The sequence below is a fragment of the Desulfatiglans parachlorophenolica genome, from assembly GCF_055394735.1.
On record NZ_AP042460.1, the window covers coordinates 3972853 to 3994255 of the forward strand.

Sequence of the window (21403 nt, forward strand, 5' to 3'; positions counted from 1 at the left end):
ACATGTGAGGCAGATGGCTTTGCCCGGCTCCGGATCTGCCTGCCGCCCTTTCGGCATCCTCAAAGGGGCTCGAGAACGATCTTGTGATCCACAAGCGAAAGGGTCTTGACGCGCGCCCTCAGAAGGCGTTCCTCTCCGAAGAGATTGACGATCCGAATCCCCTCCGGCTTGTCCTCCAACAGATCGACGCTTTCAAGCACCAGCTTTTCCTGCCCTGATTCAAGCAGATATGCCTTCGATTCACACATTTACCTGCACCTCCCGTATCATGTCCACCACCTTCAAGACCAGATGGGGGAGAGGATCCGCGGATACACCGACCACTTTGACGGGTTCCTGGGTCAAAGGAATAAGAATCTTTCTGGCGTTGCACGAGCCGACAGCCGCCGCTATGGCTGCGGTCACCTCACCCATCATGGCATCTGTAATCAGGATCCCCAATGGCCCCGCTATGATGTCGGCCTTTCGGCTGCTTGAGACAATCGCATTCTCGCCGGTTCCCCCCCGATTGGCACCCGCTTTCATCATTCTGGATGTAGCGATCGAATTGGTGCCCAGAGCCAGAATCTCCAACTCATGCCCCAGGTTCTCGCGGATGCCCTTGATGATGGCGGCACCAATCCCTCCTCCTTGCCCATCGATGATCATGATCTTCACGGCTGCTCCCTTACCAGGAAAAATGGAGTGGAACACATTGACAAAAACCAGATCCAATCTGTATTACAATATGGCATATTTCACAAGGGGAAAGATTTGGTCGGCATCCGGTTTTTTCCCGGTTGAGCTATGACAAGCTGCTCAACCCGGCCTTCAACTTCGCAGGGGATCAAAATTCATGTTCATCCTGTTGCTGCTCTGCATCGGTGCTTTTCTTCTCGGTTCCATTCCATTCGGCCGTATCGTCGGTTATTTCGCCGGTCATATCGATATCCGGAAGTCAGGCAGCGGGAACATCGGTGCGACAAACGTCGCCCGTCAATTGGGGATGGGATGGGGCCTTTTGACGCTCGCCCTCGACATGTTCAAGGGGTTTGCCCCGGTGTCAGGGGCGGACCAACTGGTTTCCGGGAATGCAGCCGTTTATTCTGGCATCGTTGTGGGCCTCGCAGCCCTTTTGGGTCATCAGTTTTCCGTGTTTCAGCGGTTCGCCGGAGGCAAAGGCGTAGCCACGGCGCTGGGTGTTTTTCTGGCTCTTTCCCCGTTTGCCTGCCTGATAGGCCTCGGAATCTTCGCGCTTCTGGTCCTGAAATGGAGATATATCTCGCTCGGCTCTTTGGGTGCCACCCTCTCCATGCCCATCATACTCTATCTGCAGGGCTTTTCCCTTCCCGTCGTCCTGGGCGCAGTCATCGGCGCGGCATTCATCTTTCTGCGGCATCACCAAAACATCCAAAGGCTGATCCACGGCCACGAGCCGAAATGGGGGCAAAACGTCTCAGGCAAGCTGTTGTAGCAGCCGGTCGAGTTCTTCATTGGAGTGAAAATGGATCACGATGCTACCCTTCTTTCCGCGCCTCCTGATCTCGACCTGCGTTGCGAGGGACCGCTTCAAATCCTCCGACAGCGCATCCAAATAAGGATCGCGCCTGCGGGGCGCCACTCCTTTCTTCTCCATCTGGGCCATGCTTTCGAGCTGTCGGACAGAAAGGCCCTTCCGGATCACTCGGTCCCTCAGCTCAAGCTGCTGTGCGGGGCCCTTGATTCCCGCCAAGACCCGCGCATGCCCCATCGTGAGTGATCCGTCGATGACGTCCTGCTGGATGGATTGCGGCAGACTGAGAAGCCGCAGGAGGTTTGTGATCGAGGTCCGATCCTTCCCCAGCCGCTTGGCCAGCTCTTCCTGGGTGGAAGCGGTTTCTTCCAGGAGGCGTTTGCAGGCCAGCGCCTCTTCGATGGCATTGAGGTCCTTGCGGTGGATGTTTTCGATCAGGGCCAGCTGGAGGGCCTCCGCTCCGCTGACATCACGGATGACAACGGGCACCCGATCGAGCCCAGCCCGCTGCGCCGCCCGCCACCGCCTCTCGCCGGCAATCAGTTGATAACCGTGATCTGTTTTTGTAACCAGCAGAGGGGTCAAGATTCCGTTTTCGCGGACGGATTCTGCCATAGACCGGAGTTCCGGCTCGGAAAATGCCTGCCGCGGCTGGTAGGGGCTCGGCACGATTGCAGCGATGGGACAAAGGAAGAAGTGCTGGCCCCTACTGCCCTCGAGGTTCTCGGCCTCCGGTATCAGGGCCGCCAGTCCCCTGCCGAGCGCCTTTCTTTTTGCCATTGTCAGCGATTCCTTTCTTGATCAGTTCCTGCGCTAGTTCCAGATAACTCTGCGCCCCCTTGCAGCGGATATCATAGAGCAAAATGGGTTTGCCGTGGCTCGGGGCTTCACTCAACCGGACATTTCGGGGGATAACTGTCTGCAGGACGCTCTCTCCGAAATGGCCCCTTACCTCCTCGGCGACCTGCTGGGAAAGGTTGTTCCGCGGATCGTACATGGTCAGCAAAATACCGGCAATCGCGAGGGTGGGGTTCAAGGTTTGCTTTACGGCCCGGATGGTATGCAGAAGCTGCGAAAGTCCCTCCAGCGCGTAGTACTCGCATTGAAGCGGAACCAGAACCGCGTCTGACGCGGTCAGGGCGTTGACCGTCAGGTATCCCAGTGACGGCGGACAGTCTAGAAAAACGTAGTCAAAGCCCGCTCGAACCGCGGAAAGCCTCTCGCGAAGGAGGTATTCCTTATGGGGCATCGTAGCGATCTCGACCTCAGCGCCGATGAGATGACTCGTGGCCGCCATCAGATGGAGCTTTGGCAGCGCGGTAGCCATCACGACCTCCCCCTCATGCCCGGGAACCGTGAGAAGATCATAAAGCCCTTTCCCGATGTGCTTTCTGTCGAATCCGAGTCCGGTTGTGGCGTTGCCCTGCGGGTCGCAATCGATCAGGAGACAGGCCTTGTCAACCGCAGACAGGGATGCAGACAGATTGACGGCCGTGGTCGTCTTTCCTACCCCCCCCTTCTGGTTGACAATGGCGATGACCACTCCCATACCCGGGTACCTCTCCAAACTGCAACAGTCCATTCCGGCCTTCCCCAAGGCGCCCGAGAAATCGGGATGCACTTCAGGCCCGGATTCAAGGCTTTCTTATCTGATAACACAAACCGAATCCCTTGAAAAGGCTAAAGCCTGTTTCACGTGAAACTGCCCCTGTAAGCTCGTTTTCATCCACGGAGGGCCAGGAAGGCAAAATCCGCGAAATATGCCCCGGTCTTCCTTCTTGACATCCTGAGGACATCGCGGGTATCGTGCAATATTGTCGGAGTAGACGTTTATCCTCGATCCCGTGTTCGTGCACGTACCTTTCCCGGGACGGGGATGATAGATCATTACGTAGTAAATCAGATAGTTATGGCCATAATTTAGAAACCGAGTCTTCATCCCCCCATGCAAAGCGTTTCAAAATCGCCTGTCTACAGGACAGATATACTCCGAGCGACCCTGCAAACCTGAAACCGGAACTCACCATCTCCGGCGCCCCCCTCTACCTGCACGGAGAAACACATGTCGCCGAACCAGATTCTGCTCGACCACGGAAGCGGGGGAGAGGCATCCCAACGCTTCGTTCAGGAATTCGTCCTGAAATATTTATCCAATCCTTTTCTGGAAAAAATGGATGACAGCGCGGAGCTGGTCATCGAGGGGAAAAGATGGGCCTTTACGACCGATTCCTATGTGGTCGATCCGATCTTTTTCCCTGGGGGGGATATCGGTTCCCTCTCGGTCAATGGAACGGTCAACGATCTCTCGATGCAAGGGGCCCAGCCGCTTTTTCTGACACTTGCCTTTATCCTGGAAGAGGGCCTTCCTATGGATCAACTCTCGGCGGTCCTCGAAAGTATCGCCCGGGCAGCCGATCTCGCCCGCGTCAAGATCGTCGCCGGGGATACGAAGGTCGTCCCCAGGGGTCATGCGGACAAGATCTTCATCAACACCGCCGGCTTAGGCATGATCCATCGCGATGTTCATGTCGGCGTGGAAAACGCCCAAGTCGGAGATTGCATCCTTATAACCGGTTCTATCGGCGACCACGGACTCACCATCCTCACACAGCGGGAAGGTCTTCGACTTGAGACACCCCTCAGGAGCGATTCCGCTCCACTCAACAAACTGGTGGAGAACCTCTCGAGCCTCGGTCCACAGCTCCACGTGCTGCGCGATCCCACCCGCGGCGGGGTTGCAACGGCTCTGAACGAGATTGCCCAGCGCTCCCATGCCGGCATCCAGCTATACGAACGGGCACTCCCCCTCAACCCAGGCGTCGTCGCAGCCTCCGAGATCCTCGGAATCGATCCACTCTATTCGGCCAATGAAGGGACTGCCCTTGTCATCACGGCCCCCGAGGCCGCCGAAAGCGCCCTCTCCTCCCTCCATCGGCTTCCCGAGGGGTGCAGCGCCTGCCTGATCGGCGAGGTGATCGATCAATTCCCGAGCAAAGTTCTTTTGCAGACTCGGGTCGGTGGCACCCGCATTTTGCCTATGCTAACCGGCCAACAACTCCCGCGCATCTGCTGACTCAAGCGCAATGCTTACGAGCCTGTCCAGCAGAGCCCCCAAACTCAACCCGGCAGCACGGCCCGCCAATGGAAAAAGGCTGTTGGGGGTCATACCGGGAAGTGTGTTCGTTTCAAGAACAAATACATCCTCCCCCTGCAGGATCATATCGGTCCTGCTCCACACCCCGCAGTGCAGCGCACGATGGGCTGTTTTCGCGGCAAGTGAAAGCCGCTCGGCTACACTCTGCGGAAGGAGGGCGGGGCAGATCTCCGATGCGCCTCCCGGGGAATATTTTGCCGCATAATCGAAAAACCCCGTACCGGATCTGGAGACAATTTCGACCAACGGCAGCGTCTCGAGCGATTTTCCACCCATCACACAGCACGTAATTTCCCGTCCATTCAAGAAGATCTCCAGCATGATCTCCTCTCCATGCTCAAAGGCGACATCGATCCCAGTTTGAATTTCTTTCTCGTTTCGGCAGAGTGACATACCGATACTCGATCCCTCTTCGACGGGTTTTACGACCACCGGCAAGCCGAGCTTCTCGACAACTTCTCCCACATCCACCCGTTCACCTTTCGACAGCGCGATATACGGCGCAACCCTCAAACCTGCGCTGTCATAGACATCCTTTGCAATCCGTTTGTTCATCGAAACGGCGCTGCCCAGCACCCCCGATCCGACCATCGGAATACCGAGGATCTCCATGAGCCCCTGCATACATCCATCCTCTCCCCTCTTCCCGTGCAGCACACTGAATACAACGTCGAAACTTCCCGCATCGTCGATGAGGCGTTTTAAATCATCAGCGGGGTCGATCCTTTCGACCTCGTACCTGTTTTTCTCGAAGGCTTCATAAACGGCGTCACCGCTCGCCATCGAAACTTCCCGCTCCCTCGACCACCCACCAGCCAGCAAGGCAACCTTTATCTTCTGCATCATCCTGTGCTCATCCCCCCCATTCCAACTTCACGCATTTCATTCCACAAACCGGAAAAATCAAGAATCATGTCTATCCGCAACCGGTTCTCACTAGGGAACAAGTTTCCAATCCGGCAAGAAGGATTTTCCTTCACCGGCCCCGGCGCGCCCCGCTTTGGCCAATATCAATGCAATCGGGGTCTTTTACAGCCTAGAGCTGCTGGTCCCCTCCGCGCGAACGTCCAGACTGACGCCCAGATTGGCCAAGATGACCATTTGCGTCTGGAATGACTCCGTGACGCACCATCTCCTGGGAACCTCTTCTCCTCAAACCACCATTTCTTCAAATACTTGGGCTTGTGTCCGGAATTGTAAGCAGTAAAAAAAGAAATTCAAAGAAAAATGAAGAAACACGCAGGAAAAATGAGATTTAAATTGTGAAAAATTGGATCAACAAATCCGAACAATATCCTAACAATGTGATTTTCCAATCTTTTCTTGGATGTAAATTTGTCCTTATGAACCGCCCAGTTACCCCCTTTGACCAAAATTCTTCTATAGAAAAAGGGAGGTTACTTTTTGTTCAAAACGGTGCGTGCCATAAATCCTGTCCGCCTCGGACATCCTTTGACACCTAAGATGCTTTCCTCTAGAACTGTCACCACGCGATGGGTTGCTATCAGTTATCTCCCCTCTTCAGAAATCCAAAACATTTCAGTTTTCAGGAGTAGCGCATGAAGTCCACTTGGGAGGAGGTCAAGAATCTGCTCAAATCTGAACTTCCAAACAACCATTTCACCCTTTGGATCAATCCGCTTACCTGCTTGAACCATCATCCTACGCAACTGGTCCTTGGTTGCCCAAACAAGTTCTCGCGAAAGTGGGTGACTGAAAACTATCTTACGCTCATACAGCGGAAGTTTCATGAAATCGGGGGGGCAATCCCCGAAATTCAGTTGCGGGTTCAACTCCCTGGACCTATAACAAATCCTCAAAACACAGAAAAAGAACCCCTTCAACTCCCATTGCCTGAAATCGACGCCCCGAGAGGTCTAAAAAAATTGACCCGTCTCGGTGATTTCACCTTCGATTCCTTTGTTGTCGGCCCATGCAATCAGTTCGCTTACTCGGCCTCAAAGGCCATGGCCTTGAATCAACACTGGGACTATAACTCTCTTCTGATGCTGGCCAATACGGGTTTGGGCAAAACACATCTTGCAAAGGCCGTCGGATGCCAACTCCTTCGTGAAAATCCCGCATTGCGCGTCAATTATGTCACCGCAGAGGACTTTACCAACGAAATGGTCCTGGCGCTCAAAACCAATCAGATCGATCAATTCAAGCAGAAATATCGTCGAACCTGTGATGTCCTCTTGCTCGAAGAAATCCACTTTCTTGGCGGCAAGGAGAAGACCCAGACAGAATTGGGCCATACCTTGGATGCCTTGGCCAACGAAAACAAAAAGATTATTTTCACCAGTGCCATGCCCCCGAAAGACATCCCAAGCATGTCGAAAGAGTTGTCGTCCCGCCTCACCTCCGGGCTTGTCACAACCATCGGAAGGCCCGATTTTGAGACCCGGACGAGGATTATCTCCAAAAAAGCCGACGAGCATCACCTCAAGCTCGATCACGAGATTATTGACATGCTTGCAGATGCTCTCAAGCGGGATATCCGCCAGATGGAAAGTGCCCTTAAGTGCATCAAAGCGAGATCGGAACTCCTGAATCTAAAAATCAACCGTGAACTTGTGCGGGAAATCCTCGCATCGCTCGTAACGATCCACCGATCCGTCAGCTCTGCTGATGTACAAATGATCGTCTGTCAATATTACAAAATCGATCCCGAAATGATGCAATCGAAATCGCGAAAAAAAGTTCTTTCATTTCCGAGAAATATTTATGCGTATCTTTGCAAGAAACTCACGGATGAAACCCTAGAGTGTATTGCGAAAAGAATCAATCGCAGCCACTCCACGGTGCTTTATGCTTCGGAGCTTATCGAGAAGAAAATGCGAACGGACAACAGCATTCAAAAGCAGATTGCATTTATTGCTGAGAAGCTCGAAGAGTTGATGAAATCATGAATCGTTCAATCATTACGAAGACCACATTAACGATCCTTGCAACTGGCATATGCTGTGTTTTGCTCTATTTCTTTCTGCTTTCCATAATATCTATCTGGTTTGGTATCGCTCAGATGTATCGATCTGCATTCTGGATGCCGATGATTGCGGGTATATTGGGGATCGTTCTCGTTGCATCACTATTTCTCTACGGTATTTCCCGCTTTTTTGACAGGTTTAGAAAATCAACGGCCGCTCCTTCCTTTTCTTCGGATCCGTTCTATCCCTCCCAACAGGTCTGATAGGTATCAAAAATTATCCTCTTCGTAAAACTTCCTGAGAGACATTTCGTCTTTCGGCGACAGATTGAATCTCATAGAAGCCTCTTCTATTAACCTGGCAAAAGATCTTTCAGGTTCCGTCTTGAGGACTTCCGAGATCCATTTTACCGCCTGCCGTACATCTTCACCCTTCAACTGAATCGTAGCCATGCTCCTCCCCACCACAAGCAAACAAAGCAAACTTCTCTCCATCCGAAAATGATTTCCCAGTACAACCCAGCTTCCAATCCGGAAATGACGATTTTTTCTTCACACGCTTTGCGTGCTCAGTCCCACTGCTTCGCGGCGGGTCCCGGTTTACCAATATCAAGGAAATCAAGCATTTGCCCGGAGGCGACCTGGTGCTCGCCGCACAAGCAAACGTGCAAATTCACGGCGAGATTGCCAAAAAAGACTATTTCCGGATGGAAACAAACTTACGTCCGTATCGAAACATCCCCGGCAAGAACAGTGACTTCCATTCCATCTACACGCTGAACCAACAGAGCACCGTCCTGCCGCACGCCTGAAACTGTACCTTCGAAATCCGCCTCATCCCCCACGACGAGAACCCGTTTACCGGCAAGCATAAACAGATCCATCCAACGCTCCTGGATCCGATGCCGCTGCCCGCACGCCAAAAACGAGAGTTGACGTTCGAATCCCCTCAGGATCACTCCGAGCAGGTCTTCACGTTTGATAAAGGCCTGAGCTTCTCTGCTGAGACTGGTTACCGGATAGGGCATTTCCTTTCCCTCCCCAGGCTCCCAGTTTACATTGAGCCCTAGTCCTGTCACAATATAGCGGCTTATGCTTCCGTCAAACCGCCCCTCGGTGAGGATCCCCCCCACTTTTTTTCCGTGGAGGAAGATATCGTTGGGCCATTTGATCCTGGCAGCCAAACCCATCACCGCCTCTATCCCTTCGCATACGGCCAAAGACAAACACGCAGTGACCCAAAAAAGATCCTCTGCACGAAGCACACTTCGCAGAAGAATGGAGAAAATGAGATTCGCCCCCTTCGCTGCCTCCCACACACGACCCCGCCGGCCACGTCCTCCGGTCTGATATTCAGCCCATACCAAGGTTCCGTGGGGAGAATCACTTTCCCCTAATTGCCGGGCGATCGCCTGCGTCGACGCCACACTACCGAGCCAATATACGCGTTTGTACAGCGTAGACCCGCAAAGCCGCCGGACCACAGCCCCCGCGTTCAGCAGATCATCAAATTCCCTCTCGTTTCTCTCCACCTTCAGTGCTCGAGTTCCACTTTCAGTTGCCGACTCATCAGTTCTCGCACAGCCGAGCGCGGATCCTTCTCCTCATACAAAATCTCATAGACCTGCGACGTTATCGGCATATCGACATCCATTTTCTCTGCAAGCGCTTGGGCAGAGCGTGCGGTCTTGACCCCTTCCGCCACCATTTTCATCCCGGCGATGATCTCGCCGATCTTCCGCCCATGCCCTATCTCAAGCCCGATCGTACGATTTCTGCTCAAATCGCCGGTGCACGTCAGCACCAGGTCGCCTATCCCCGCGAGCCCTGCAAACGTATGAGGGTTGGCCCCCATGCTCACACCGAGCCGCGTCATTTCGGCGAGGCCGCGTGTAATCAGCGCGGCCCTGGCATTGTGGCCAAAATGCAGCCCGTCGGCTGCACCCGCTGCGATTGCAATCACATTCTTGAGGGCGCCGCCCAACTGCACACCGACAAGATCTGCGGTCCCATACACCCGCAGCCATTCTGTATTGAAGACTGGCTGCAATCTCTGTGCACAATCCAGCTTGCGAGCCGCGATGGTAACAGCCGTCGGCAAATGTCGTGCAACCTCTTTGGCAAAACTCGGCCCGGCGAGACACGCAAAGCGATCCATACATGTCTCTCCAAGTACCTGATCAGTAACATCCGACATGAGCATCAATGTCTCATTTTCGATTCCTTTTGTGGCGGCGATCAATATCATCTCAGAACTGAGATGCTTCTTCAGCCGCTCAAGGACACCACGAAAAAAATGGGAAGGTATCACCAGGAGGACAACCTCCTTATCCTTAACTGCTTCATCCAATTCACGAACAGGCTTAAGCCCTTTCGAGAGAAAGATGTCCGGCAGAAAGATCCGATTGAAGCGCTCTTCGCGTATCTGTTCGAAGATCTCTTCTTCCCTCACCCATAGGGTGACATCCAACCCCTTTTCAGCCAACAAATTCGCCAGTGCCGTTCCCCAGCTTCCAGCGCCGATAACAGCAACTTTGGATATATCAGGCATCCCGGTAGGGCCCTCCCTTCGTTAGTTCCCACGCGCCTGAGCAAGAAAAAAATTGAGACCACACGTAGTCACCATATGAAAAAATTCGAGACCACAAAAAACTGTGAGAAAGAAGATATTTCCTATGTGATCAATCCTCCATAACCTTGGCAACACCCACGACCTTTTCCTCTTCAGGCAAATCGATCAATTTAACGCCTTGTGTATTTCTACCGATCGTCGATATATCGGCCACCCGCATCCGAATGATTTTTCCTTGGCTTGTCATAAGCATCAACTGATCCTGGTCACTCACCTGGTACGCAAAAACAACCTGACCGTTTCTCTCCGAAGCCTTTATGGTTAGAATACCTTTCCCGCCTCTGCTCTGACGTCGGTATTCTTCCGTCCTGGTCCTTTTCCCGTACCCATTTTCTGTGACGGTCAAGATCGTAGCCCCCTCATCCAGCGCATCCATTCCAACGACCCGGTCTTCCGAATCCATACGGATGCCGGTCACACCCGCAGCGACGCGCCCCATCGGCCGTAGTTCCTCTTCCGAAAAGCGGATGGATTTCCCTAGCTGAGTGGTGAGAAAAACATCCTGATTTCCGTTAGTCAATCGAACACCAATCAATTCATCCTCCTCCCGGATCTTCAACCCGACGATTCCACCGGCGCGCGGTCTACTGTAGGCCGTCAGATCAGTCTTCTTGGCAAAGCCTTGCCGGGTAGCCATCACCACATACTTCCCTTGTTCAAAATCACGAACGGGGAGAATGGTGGCCACTCTTTCATCTTTCTGTAATTCCAATAAATTTACAATCGCCTTCCCTTGCGACATCCTGCCGGCTTCTGGGATTTCGTGTACCTTCCGCCAGTAAACACGCGCTTTATTCGTGAAAAAGAGGAGGTAGTCATGAGAAGAAGCAACAAAGAGGAGTTCAACAAAATCCTCCGCTTTAGTCTTGACCCCCGTCATCCCCTTTCCGCCCCGTCGTTGAGCCCTGTATAGGCTAACTGGGCTTCTCTTGACATACCCTGTATGACTGATCGTCACGACCATCTCTTCATCGACAATCAAATCCTCGATATCCAGATCTTCCACATCTTCAAGAATTTCGGTCCGCCGCCTGTCTCCATGCCTGCCGCGGATTTCCTCCAACTCTTGCTTTATGATCCCCCGGACCAATTGTTCGCTTCCCAAAATCGCTCTGAAGCGCTCGATGTTTTTGATAAGCTCTTCGTATTCACTGTTGATTTTTTCACGCTCGAGACCGGTCAACCGCTGAAGGCGCATATCGAGAATCGCCTGAGCCTGTCTTTCCGATAGCTCAAGCTCACCCATCAAACGCTCTTTCGCTTCTTTCGGATCCGAGGCAGATCGGATCATTTCAATAACCTGGTCCAGAAAATCGAGCGCCTTCCGAAGGCCCTCAAGGATATGGGCCCTCTCCTCCGCTTTGCGGAGATCGTAGATGGTACGGTGGAGGATGATTTCCCTGCGAAACGCAATAAAGTGTTCAAGGACCTTCTTCAACGTGAGCACTTCGGGCTGACCGTTGACAATCGCGAGCATTATGATGCCGAGCGAAACCTCCATCTGCGTATACTTATAGAGGCGGTTGAGAACAACCATAGGATTGCCGTCCCGTTTCACCTCGATAACCACGCGCATCCCCTCGCGGTCGGATTCGTCCCGGATTTCTGATATGCCCTCTACCTTCTTCTCCTTGACGAGTTCCGCCATCTTCTCGAGCAGCTTTCCCTTGTTTACCTGATAAGGAATCTCCGAGATGACAATCTTTTCACGGCCGTTCCCGGCTTTCTCAATAAAAGCTCGGGCCCGAATTCGAATAATTCCACGCCCTGTGCTGTAAGCCTCCAGAATACCGGCCCTACCCAAAATAAAAGCCCCCGTCGGAAAATCGGGACCCGGCATCCATCGTGTAAGATCGCGTACCTTCATCTCCGGATGATCGATCAGCTCAATCAGAGTGTCACAAACTTCAGAAAGATTATGCGGAGGGATATTGGTCGCCATACCGACAGCAATACCGGAAGACCCATTTACCAATAGATTCGGTATCGTCGTCGGCAATACGACCGGTTCAAGCAACGATCCATCATAATTTTCGCTGAAATCAACCGTCTGCTTATCAATATCGGAAAGGAAATCCTGAGCAAGCTGCGTCATTCTGACTTCGGTATAACGCATCGCAGCGGCAGGATCCCCATCGACTGAACCAAAATTTCCCTGGCCATCGACCAGCAAATACCGCATCGAAAATGTTTGTGCCATACGAACGATCGTATCGTAAACGGCAGAATCTCCGTGCGGATGGTACTTTCCGATCACGTCTCCAACTACACGAGCTGATTTCTTGAATGGCCTATTGAAATAATTCTTTAATTCATACATGCTGTACAGAACACGTCGGTGAACAGGCTTCAATCCGTCTCGAATATCCGGCAAAGCCCTTCCAACGATAACGCTCATTGAATATTCCAGATATGAGCGCTTCATCTCTTCTTCTATGTTCACAGCACCAATATGCGTATCAAGATCCATATTCTACCTTATAATTTAAATTTTTCACTAGAGTGATATATCATCAAATCAATAAGCTGGCAAATACATTTATAAGGAAATCATCCTCTGAACGCTCTAGATATCCAGATCCGTCACCTCTCCAGCATGCCTGAGAATAAAATCCCTTCGCGGTTCAACTTTATCCCCCATCAGTATGGTGAAAATATCGTCACTTTCGACAAAATCTTGAATTTTTACCTGCAAAAGCGTTCGTCTTTCTGGATTCATCGTCGTTAACCAGAGCTGTTCGGGGTTCATTTCCCCGAGCCCTTTATACCTCTGAATGGTCAAGCCCTTCTTTCCCCGCTCTGTTAGTTCGTCCAGAATATCCTTCGGACTTCCAATCTCTTTTTGTTCTTCGGTCCGTTCCAATTTGAATCTCTTCCCAAGCAGAAATCTGAATTGCCTTGCCTCGCTCAAGACCTTACGAAGGTCCGGGGACGAGAGAAATTCCCAATCAACGATCAAAGGCTGTCCCCCATTTGCCACCTCTCTGACCATAAACTGGTAATAACCCGTTTCTTCATCCTGCTTCAAACCATCTACGTGGAATCCTTTTTCCTCGAGTTTTTCAACCAGAGAAAGCATAGCGTCCGGCTCTTTGAACTGTCGCTTGTCCTCAGCGTCATGTTCTGCCAGGAATTCGATAAACTTGGCACTATATCCTTTACGCATCAGATTGCGAACGCCGTCATAGAATTTTCCGAGCCCTTCGAGCAATGCGCCCAACCGCTCCCCGCTGATCCTTTCGCCATCCTCCGCCACCAGTGCCTCTCTATCCGCAATCCTTCGCGACAACAATCGGTGTAAATCCACTTCCGTTTTCAAAAAGGCTTCCACCTTCCCATCGAGCACACGATAAAGCGGGGGTTGAGCTACAAAAAGGTGCCCCCGCTCGATCACATCCGGCATCTGCCGGAAAAAGAAAGTCAAAAGCAGGGTACGAATATGCGCGCCATCCACATCGGCATCTGTCATGATTATCACCTTGTGATACCGCAGGGATTCGACCTTGAAATCCTTTTCACCTATGCCCGTCCCAAGCGCGGCAATCATCGTTCTGATCTCCTCACTCGAGATCATCCTGTCAAATCGAGCCTTTTCCACATTCAGGATTTTACCTTTCAAAGGCAAAATCGCCTGAAAGCGTCTGTCACGCCCCTGTTTTGCGGAACCCCCGGCAGAATCCCCCTCGACGAGAAAAATCTCGCTTTTTGCAGGATCCCTCTCCTGACAATCAGCCAATTTACCTGGCAGGGAATGATCCGCAAGAATACCTTTGCGCCGCGCCAGGTCTCTGGCTTTTCGTGCCGCTTCCCGCGCCCTGGCAGCGTCGATCACCTTCGCCAGAATCGACTTGATCACCGACGGATTCTCTTCGAAAAATGCCCCAAGACCCTCATTGACGAGGGTCTCCACGAATCCCTTGACATCGCTGTTGCCCAGCTTTGTTTTGGTTTGTCCCTCGAATTGGGGGTTTGGCAATTTTACGCTAATAACAGCAGTCAAACCTTCGCGGACATCATCTCCTGAAAGCTTCTCCTTAAAATTCTTTGACAGGGGGGAATTCTGTAGATATAAATTAATACTACGGGTAAGTGCAGCTTTGAATCCGCTAAGATGACTTCCCCCTTCACGCGTATTGATATTATTTGCAAAAGTGAATAAATTTTCCTTATAGGAGTTATTATATTGGAATGCAACTTCCATAATAATTGCATTTTTTTCACCGCTAATATAAACAGGCTTTGGATGTAATACTTCTCGGTTTTTGTTGAGATACTCGACGAAACTTTTTATCCCACCATGATAAAGAAATTCTTTCTTTTTGCCGATCCTTTCATCCGCTATTTTGATGCGGACACCATTTGTCAAAAACGAAAGCTCGCGCATTCTTCTGGATAAAGTCTCAAAATCAAAATCGACATTTTCAAAAATCATAGAGTCGGGGCGGAACCATATCTTCGTGCCGGTACGCTCGGTTTCCCCCAATTCCCTCAGACTGGTCTTTGTCTCCCCTCTTTCGTAGCGCTGATGGAAAACATGCCCGTTCCGATAAACCTCCACCTCGAGAAATTCCGACAACGCGTTCACAACAGATACACCAACACCGTGCAACCCACCAGAAACACTATACGTCTTATTGTCGAATTTTCCCCCGGCATGCAATTTTGTCATGACGACTTCGAGCGCCGGCAGATGTTCGCCTTCATGCATCTCGACCGGTATGCCTCGCCCGTTGTCGAGAACCTCCGCGCTTCCGTCAGCAAAAAGCCGGACATCGATCTGGTCGCAATAGCCCGCAAGCGCTTCGTCGATGCTGTTGTCCACCACTTCATATACGAGGTGCTGAAGCCCCTCCGGACCCGTATTCCCAATATACATGGACGGCCGTTTTCTGACCGCTTTCAGTCCCTCCAAAACCTTGATATCCGAGGCACCATACGAATTCATCTGCTTGTTCATCCTTATAGCCTCATTGGCATAATTAAACCCAAAAATCCTTTATCCGCTTCGCCTTTCAATGTGCAAGGCTTCGATTCATCGGAAAAACCAAGCGAAACTCGCTCACTTTCCATCGTCTGTAAAATGTCGATGAAATAACGCGGATTGAATCCAGCTTCGACGCGCTCCCCCTGAAAGACGACATCCAGTGTCTCCTGCGCCTCACCCAGATCCGGATTCGTTGACACGAGCTCCATTCTGTTGTCTTCGAAACCGATTTTCACAGCCCGGTATCTTTCATTGCTCAGAATCACCATTCGTTTCATCGCATCCAGGAGATCGCTTCTCGCCACCTCCACCGAAGAAATGGAATCCTTCGGAATAACCGCATCATAATCCGGAAACTTCGATTCCAGCAACCGTATGAGCAGCAGCGCTTTTTCTTTCCGTGCCACACAGTTCTTATCCTTGAACCCCAACAGGACCGTCCCGCCGTCCTGCCCCATTTTGGCTAGTTCGACCATCCCTTTCTTGGGAACCATCAGCCCATTTCCAAGGTTGAGATTTTCCGCCCCAGGAAAAGGCTTGTCAATAAGGGAAAGTCGATGACCATCCGTTGCCACCATTCTGAGAAAAATTCTGCCCTGCCGTGAAACACGCTGGATGAAAATTCCAGAAAGCTTGTATCCTGCCTCATCCAGACTTACAGCGTAAACCGTCTTTTCAATCATTTCGGATAATAAAGCAGCGGGTATCTCGATCATTTCGATGTCATCGGGTTCGAAAAAAACAGGATACTCATCCGCCGGATAGCTAGCAAGATCAAACCGGGTAAAACCATCTGTAATAAAAACCCAGTTATTCTCTTTCTCTTTTATGTGAATAACATTATTTTTTCCTTCTTTTAATATTTCAAATAGTTTTCTACCTGAAATGGTAATGCTTCCTTCTGTAGTGATTTGAACCGGAATTTCACTTTGAAAACCCAGTTCAAGATCAGTGGCTGAAACAATAATATTTCCGTTTCTGGCGGTCAGAAGAATGTTTGACAGGATCGGCATGTTGCTCTTTCGCTCGATAATACTCTGTGCTCTGGCAATCGATTTGTAAAGTTCATCCCTGTCAATACTGATTTCCATGATTTTCCCTCCGGTCGCTTTACGTCGTTACGTAGTTTATTATTAGTCTATATATTCATACTTCATAAAATTAACCATAGGGGTTGAATTGTCTAAAACCATAATAAATAGCTGAAATATATACAATTGTATTTTGTACAGATTCGATCATCCTCAAACAATATAGACGAAGAGACTGTGGAATGTACGAACCTGAATCGATTATCGAAACCTTTTGAACCTTCAACTGAAAGGAAATCTTCAAATATTCCCCTAGACAGAAAGTTTGCATTAGGTTTATAAATAATTGAAAATATTATATATCAGCACCTAGATCTACCCGTTGATGACATGGTAAGATCAATCCATTAAACGGATCCTGCATGGGAGGTCCTGAAGAAACTCCTAGAACAGGATCACTTCTATTTTGCGGATATCGTCCAGGACCGCTGTTCCGGACAATTTCATTTTTTCAATACGTTGTACAGCATAGACTACGGTCGAATGGTCTTTGTTCCCGAAAGCCCTGCCAATATCTTTGAAAGAAAGGCGGGTCCATTTTCTGGCGAGGAACATGGCTATCTGTCTTGGGTAGGCAGTACGCCTGCTTTTGCTCCCGGAAATCAGATCGGAAACGGGGATATTGAAATGCCGAGAAGTGACTTCCTGAATATGTGCCAGTGTGGTCGATTTATTATGTTTTCGATTAATGACGTTTCGAATAGTTGCAAGATCGACTGGGCCTTCTTGAAGAGAAAGATGGCTTGCAAGGGCTATGGAGCGCTCGACCAGGGTTTTGAGATCCTGTGCATCTCCTGCGAGAAAAAATAAAACATCCTCAGGAATGTCAAACAGGCTCAAATGTGGACTCGCTTTCAGAATTTTCATTTTAAGCGTTTGACTCGGGAGAAGAATCTCGGCAAATATTCCCCATTGAAGCCTCGATCTGAGTTCCGGCATGATTGTCGTCAAGTGGTTAGGGGGCTGTTTCCCGGTCAGGACAATTTGGCGGTTTGTCTGTTGAAACTGATCGAAAATTCGCAAGAATTCTTTTTGAGATGTTTTTCTTCCTTCGAAAGCGTGAATATCGTCGAGCAAGAGTGCATCCAATGCTTCGAGTTTTATCCTCCATTCGTGGAGCCGATGATTTCTTGAGGCAAGTACCATGGAATGGGTAAAAGCATCTGCGGTCAGGCATTCGGAGTGGAACCCAGGCGATTTCAAACGCAATCTATGGTCGATGGCATGGAGAAGATGGGATTTTCCCGTGCTCAGCGCAGAAAAAATATAAAGCGGATTATAATCCTTTCCGGTCTGTTCGGTGACCTGGGTGGAGAGTACGCGCGCAAACCGGTTTTCCTCGGCTTCGAGAAAGGTTTCGAAGGTTTGGAGATGCTGCTGAGCAGGTATGTGATTCGAGCGGTTTTGAGGGGAGGCGAATGAAGCAGTGGAAGAGGAATTCTCCGGCGGTGGGCAGGAGCGTTGCTCGATTTGAACCTCAGGGGAAAAATTGAAAATCTTCTTGAATGCATCCTGTATTATCTGAATATAATGCTCCGCTATCCACCTCGCCACGAATTTGTTGGGCGCCGAGAGGATCAGACGTTCCTTTTTCAGGCTTGTCAAGGTTACTTGACTAAGCCAAGTATGAAATTCATCTGGATCGATTTGCTGTTCCAGGGCATGATAGACATGGTTCCACATAGTGCAGTCAATGGTTTCCGAGGTGATTTCAAAGGGGTTCGAAAAGTTTCTTGCATCTTTGAAATTTAGCAAATTTATGCTATAAAATCAAATATTTTTTTGGAGAGGGGAATGATTATGAGTTATTCGATTGCAATGGCGGGAAAGGGTGGAACAGGCAAGACGACAATGGCTGGTTGGTTGATCAAATTTCTGGTGGAAACCGGCAGAACGCCGGTTCTCGCGGTTGATGCCGATGCCAATGCCAACTTGAACGAAGTTTTGGGGCTCACAGTTGAGGGGACCTTGGGAGAAGCCCGAGAGGAGATGAAAAAGGGCGTAGCTTCTGGAATGACGAAAGATGTATTCATGGAGATGAAGCTCCAGCAGGCTGTGGTGGAGGCTCCGGGTTTTGATCTGGTGGTTATGGGCCGGCCGGAGGGGGCAGGTTGCTACTGTGCGGCAAACACCCTTCTGACGCAATATCTCGAAAAACTGCTGGGCAATTATCCCTATGTGGTCATAGACAACGAAGCTGGGATGGAGCATTTGAGTCGGCTTACGACCAACAATATCGACGTCCTTCTGGCTGTGTCGGATAGCACGCGCCGCGGAATCCAGGCCGCGGCCCGGATCATCGAACTTGCTGAGCAGTTGAGGCTCAGGATCGCTCGAAAATGCCTAGTCGTCAATCAGGCCCGGGACGGTCAGGAAGAGGCTGTGAGGCAGGCCGTGAGAAGCTACAATCTCGATCTGCTCGGCATCGTTCCTGAGGATCCCCTCGTTCAAGCCTTCGATCTGCAGGGACGGGCCACATACGAATTGGATCGGGAGAGCAAAGCCCTGCAGGCCTCCTATGCGATCTTTGAAAAAATCGTTCAGTAGCTTGTTCAGTGAGTAATCCTTTTCCATCCCAAAATGGTCTCTTTGGCCAATACCGGTTTCAATCTGTACGTTTGCTTGTGCGACGAGATGTGAACTGCCGCACAAGCAAGCTATCGATTTTATATGTATTGTTTAAAAATCTTCATTTCCGGATTGGAAACCGGGTCGCACTGGATCGTGCTGGCTTGTCATTTCCGGATGGAGCCTGTCAGTGTCCATCCGGAAATGATTTCCCGGTACAACGCAGTTTCCAATCCGGAAACGAGGCGTTTTTGCCGCTATTTGTTCCAGATCTGGATCCGAGTACGCAATAGGTTGAATTTACCTTTCTTTGTTTCATCTAGCTGCCCTTCTCCCAAGAGCGAAGGGCAGTCGAGAAGGGGAATGCCAAAATCCGGGAGATTTTGAACAATATGTTGTATTGAGAGTCTAAAAAACACTACATATTGGATTGCTGAGGCCGGACAAAACCCTTTGAATTACAGTAAAAATGACTTGACAAGCTGGTTCCCTTCGTCATACTTTACAGCCCCGAAGGTCTCCTTCGAATTGTGGCGGAGACATATTTTTTTGATCTGTTTTGTTCTATTTTTCACAATGATCTCGGGAAAGGAAGCTGATTGAGACGTAATCTTGTGCAGTACAGATCTTTCAGCCTGTCTCCTCCTGATACATGGATTGGGAGGCCTTTCCGGCGATCGTATCGTGAAACGACAGCCGGTCTGATCGAGAAAGCGCCTTTCCCACCTGGCGGTAGTGATCATGCATCCTCGGAATTCGTGGAAGCCGATATCAAAAGACCCTGGCATCTTCCTTCTGCGAACTCTCGCGGGGAGCCCCCTCGAGCAATGCGCAGGCCTCGCTGGAGATTCGCGCGGGCCAAGCGTTTTATTACAGAGCGGGAATCGTTTTCTTTCAGAATGAAAACCACGTTAACGGGCAGTCACAAGCGTAGTGATTAAATCCAAGAAGGAGGTAGAAAAAATTGGCCTTTGAAATTCCAAAACAACCCTATTCAGGAAGGATAGGGGTAACAACCGTTGGGAGCGGTTCCGGTGCACTGAAATTCGGTGGACAGGACAGTTATCCGTTTTTCACCTTCGAAGGCAGTGTGCCCAACCCGCCGAAGATCGCCATGGAGATTTGGGACTATGATCCCAGCAAAGAATGGCCAGCCGCAGCGGTGGAACCGTTTAAGGATGTCATAACCTCCGCAGAAGCATGGGCTAAAAAGTGTGTCGCCGAATATGGCGCGGATCTGATCGTTATCCAACTCAAAAGCACGGATCCCAATGGGATGGACCGCGCCCCGGAAGAGGCAGCGCAGGTGGTCAAAAAGGTCGCCGACGCCATTGACGTGCCTCTGGTTGTTTGGGGTACCGCCAATAACCAGAAAGATGAACTGGTCCTCAAGAAGATTTCCGAGTTGTGCACGGGAAAGAATGTCGGCCTTGGTCCCGTGGAAGAAGGCAACTACAAGGGGGTCGGTGCAAGCGCTCTCGGATATGGCCACTGTATCGTAGCTTCCTCTCCCATCGATGTGAATCTTGCGAAACAGCTGAATATCCTTCTCGGAAATCTCGGAGTTCCGAGCGAGAAGATAGTGATCGACCCGACCACCGGTGGTCTCGGATACGGGTTGGAGTACAGCTATTCCGTCATGGAGCGGATCCGGATGGCGGCTTTGACTCAGGAAGATGACAAGCTGCAGTTGCCCCTTATCAACAACGTCGGCAACGAAGTGTGGAAGTGCAAAGAAGCCGGGCAGCCCATCCAGGACGCCCCCACTTTGGGCGATCCGGAAAATCGTGGAATCCTGATGGAGTCGGTCGCTGCGGTCTGTTACCTTCTTGCCGGGTCCGACATCGTTATCCTTCGGCACCCGGAGTCTGTCCGCCTTGTTCGCTCCTTCATCGATTTGACCTTGAACGGCGGCATGGCAATGGACGTTCAACCGATCTCCAAAAGGCTTGAACTCCAGGAAGCGGATTTGATCGCCTTGTCACCTGCTCCGGATCTGCAATTCGGGGAAGGGGCTGCGCCCGCCAAGGAAAAGGTTGCCAAAGCGGCTGCCCCTGAGAAGAAGGAAGCGAAGCCCGAAGCCGCGAAGAAGGAAGTGAAACAGGCCCCGGCGGCCGCAGCACCGAAGGCCGCGCCGGCCGCCCCCGCTGAGGACAAGGCGAAGGCTGAGGCCGAGGCGAAAGCGAAATCGGAAGCCGAAGCGAAGGCAAAGTCTGAGGCTGAACAGAAGGCTAAAGCGGACGCCGAAGATAAAGCGAAAGCGGCTGCCGAGGCGAAGGCCAAGGTAGAAGCCGAGGCGAAGGCCAAGGCGGAAGCGGAAGCCAAGAAAAAGGCGGAAGCGGAAGCCAAAGCCCTTGAGGAAAGCAAAGCGAAGGAAAAAGAGGATCTGCAAGCGCTGCGTTACCAAAGGGCGCTGGAACGGGAAAAAGCGGCTTCAGAGCGGGCTGTCAGCACCTCGGCTGCCAAGACGGCTGCAAAAGAGCAACTTGGCCTGGTTGATCGCATGATAGCCAACATTGACAAAATACATAAGCGTATCTGATCGATAACCAC

18 protein-coding genes are annotated in these 21403 nt (G+C 50.9%); 5 read left to right on the forward strand and 13 right to left on the reverse strand.

From position 1 onward, the window contains the following. Nucleotides 1–59 precede the first annotated feature (59 nt). Both ACZ500_RS18540 and ACZ500_RS18545 read right to left on the reverse strand, forming a co-directional pair. A complete protein-coding gene (locus tag ACZ500_RS18540) occupies nucleotides 60–248 on the reverse strand; it encodes a CooT family nickel-binding protein (protein WP_464228928.1) in 189 nt (62 codons plus the stop codon). Beyond that, entirely contained in the window at nucleotides 241–648 is a 408-nt protein-coding gene (locus ACZ500_RS18545; RefSeq protein WP_464233083.1) for a DUF3842 family protein, read from the reverse strand. The genes ACZ500_RS18540 and ACZ500_RS18545 overlap by 8 nt, the downstream gene beginning before the upstream one ends. 187 nt (nucleotides 649–835) lie before the next feature. On the opposite strand from ACZ500_RS18545, the gene plsY reads away from it, so the two are divergent. Continuing rightward, complete coding sequence (gene plsY, locus ACZ500_RS18550; protein WP_464228929.1) at nucleotides 836–1453, forward strand: glycerol-3-phosphate 1-O-acyltransferase PlsY; 618 nt, start codon at nucleotides 836–838, stop codon at nucleotides 1451–1453. Here the strand turns inward: plsY and ACZ500_RS18555 are convergent. Both ACZ500_RS18555 and ACZ500_RS18560 read right to left on the reverse strand, forming a co-directional pair. Then, a complete protein-coding gene (locus ACZ500_RS18555; protein WP_464228930.1) occupies nucleotides 1436–2272 on the reverse strand; it encodes a ParB/RepB/Spo0J family partition protein in 837 nt (278 codons plus the stop codon). The genes plsY and ACZ500_RS18555 overlap by 18 nt on opposite strands. Continuing rightward, nucleotides 2199–3041, reverse strand: coding sequence for a ParA family protein (locus ACZ500_RS18560; RefSeq protein WP_464228931.1), 843 nt, complete (start codon nucleotides 3039–3041; stop codon nucleotides 2199–2201). Before ACZ500_RS18560 ends, ACZ500_RS18555 begins: the two co-directional genes overlap by 74 nt. Before the next feature lie 513 nt (nucleotides 3042–3554). Here ACZ500_RS18560 and hypE point away from each other — a divergent pair. After that, on the forward strand, nucleotides 3555–4565 hold the full coding sequence (gene hypE, locus ACZ500_RS18565; protein ID WP_464228932.1) for a hydrogenase expression/formation protein HypE: 1011 nt from the start codon (nucleotides 3555–3557) through the stop codon (nucleotides 4563–4565). Here the strand turns inward: hypE and ACZ500_RS18570 are convergent. Continuing rightward, on the reverse strand, nucleotides 4533–5492 hold the full coding sequence (locus ACZ500_RS18570) for a D-alanine--D-alanine ligase family protein (protein ID WP_464228933.1): 960 nt from the start codon (nucleotides 5490–5492) through the stop codon (nucleotides 4533–4535). The genes hypE and ACZ500_RS18570 overlap by 33 nt on opposite strands. Nucleotides 5493–6205: 713 nt before the next feature. Between ACZ500_RS18570 and dnaA the strand changes: the two genes are divergently transcribed. Further along, nucleotides 6206–7558 (forward strand): chromosomal replication initiator protein DnaA, encoded by a 1353-nt coding sequence (dnaA, locus tag ACZ500_RS18575; protein WP_464228934.1) that lies wholly within the window; start codon nucleotides 6206–6208, stop codon nucleotides 7556–7558. 287 nt (nucleotides 7559–7845) lie between these two features. On the opposite strand, the gene ACZ500_RS18580 is transcribed toward dnaA, so the two are convergent. The 7 genes from ACZ500_RS18580 to ACZ500_RS18610 all read right to left on the reverse strand — a co-directional run bounded on the left by ACZ500_RS18580 (nucleotide 7846) and on the right by ACZ500_RS18610 (nucleotide 17965). Then, nucleotides 7846–8070, reverse strand: a complete 225-nt coding sequence (locus ACZ500_RS18580; protein WP_464228935.1) for a hypothetical protein — start codon at nucleotides 8068–8070, stop codon at nucleotides 7846–7848. Nucleotides 8071–8294: 224 nt separating this feature from the next. After that, nucleotides 8295–9107 (reverse strand): biotin--[acetyl-CoA-carboxylase] ligase, encoded by an 813-nt coding sequence (locus ACZ500_RS18585; protein ID WP_464228936.1) that lies wholly within the window; start codon nucleotides 9105–9107, stop codon nucleotides 8295–8297. Between the two features lie 2 nt (nucleotides 9108–9109). Continuing rightward, nucleotides 9110–10126, reverse strand: a complete 1017-nt coding sequence (locus ACZ500_RS18590) for an NAD(P)H-dependent glycerol-3-phosphate dehydrogenase (RefSeq protein ID WP_464228937.1) — start codon at nucleotides 10124–10126, stop codon at nucleotides 9110–9112. A gap of 130 nt (nucleotides 10127–10256) precedes the next feature. Then, the gene (gyrA, locus tag ACZ500_RS18595) at nucleotides 10257–12677 is read right to left on the reverse strand and encodes a DNA gyrase subunit A (RefSeq protein ID WP_464228938.1); all 2421 of its coding nucleotides are present in this window, start codon (nucleotides 12675–12677) and stop codon (nucleotides 10257–10259) included. A 96-nt stretch (nucleotides 12678–12773) separates the two neighbouring features. Continuing rightward, nucleotides 12774–15164: a DNA topoisomerase (ATP-hydrolyzing) subunit B gene (gene gyrB, locus ACZ500_RS18600; RefSeq protein ID WP_464228939.1), complete on the reverse strand. Its 2391-nt coding sequence runs from the start codon at nucleotides 15162–15164 to the stop codon at nucleotides 12774–12776. Between the two features lie 2 nt (nucleotides 15165–15166). Then, nucleotides 15167–16282 (reverse strand): DNA polymerase III subunit beta, encoded by a 1116-nt coding sequence (gene dnaN, locus ACZ500_RS18605; RefSeq protein WP_464228940.1) that lies wholly within the window; start codon nucleotides 16280–16282, stop codon nucleotides 15167–15169. 384 nt (nucleotides 16283–16666) lie between these two features. Next, the gene (locus ACZ500_RS18610; RefSeq protein ID WP_464228941.1) at nucleotides 16667–17965 is read right to left on the reverse strand and encodes a DnaA ATPase domain-containing protein; all 1299 of its coding nucleotides are present in this window, start codon (nucleotides 17963–17965) and stop codon (nucleotides 16667–16669) included. A gap of 117 nt (nucleotides 17966–18082) precedes the next feature. On the opposite strand from ACZ500_RS18610, the gene ACZ500_RS18615 reads away from it, so the two are divergent. Then, nucleotides 18083–18829 carry an ATP-binding protein gene (locus ACZ500_RS18615; protein ID WP_464228942.1) on the forward strand — a complete coding sequence of 249 codons (747 nt, stop codon included), beginning with the start codon at nucleotides 18083–18085 and terminating at the stop codon, nucleotides 18827–18829. 208 nt (nucleotides 18830–19037) lie between these two features. On the opposite strand, the gene ACZ500_RS18620 is transcribed toward ACZ500_RS18615, so the two are convergent. After that, entirely contained in the window at nucleotides 19038–19169 is a 132-nt protein-coding gene (locus tag ACZ500_RS18620; RefSeq protein WP_464228943.1) for a hypothetical protein, read from the reverse strand. A 645-nt stretch (nucleotides 19170–19814) separates the two neighbouring features. On the opposite strand from ACZ500_RS18620, the gene ACZ500_RS18625 reads away from it, so the two are divergent. Next, entirely contained in the window at nucleotides 19815–21392 is a 1578-nt protein-coding gene (locus ACZ500_RS18625) for an acetyl-CoA decarbonylase/synthase complex subunit delta (protein ID WP_464228944.1), read from the forward strand. Nucleotides 21393–21403: the final 11 nt, after the last annotated feature.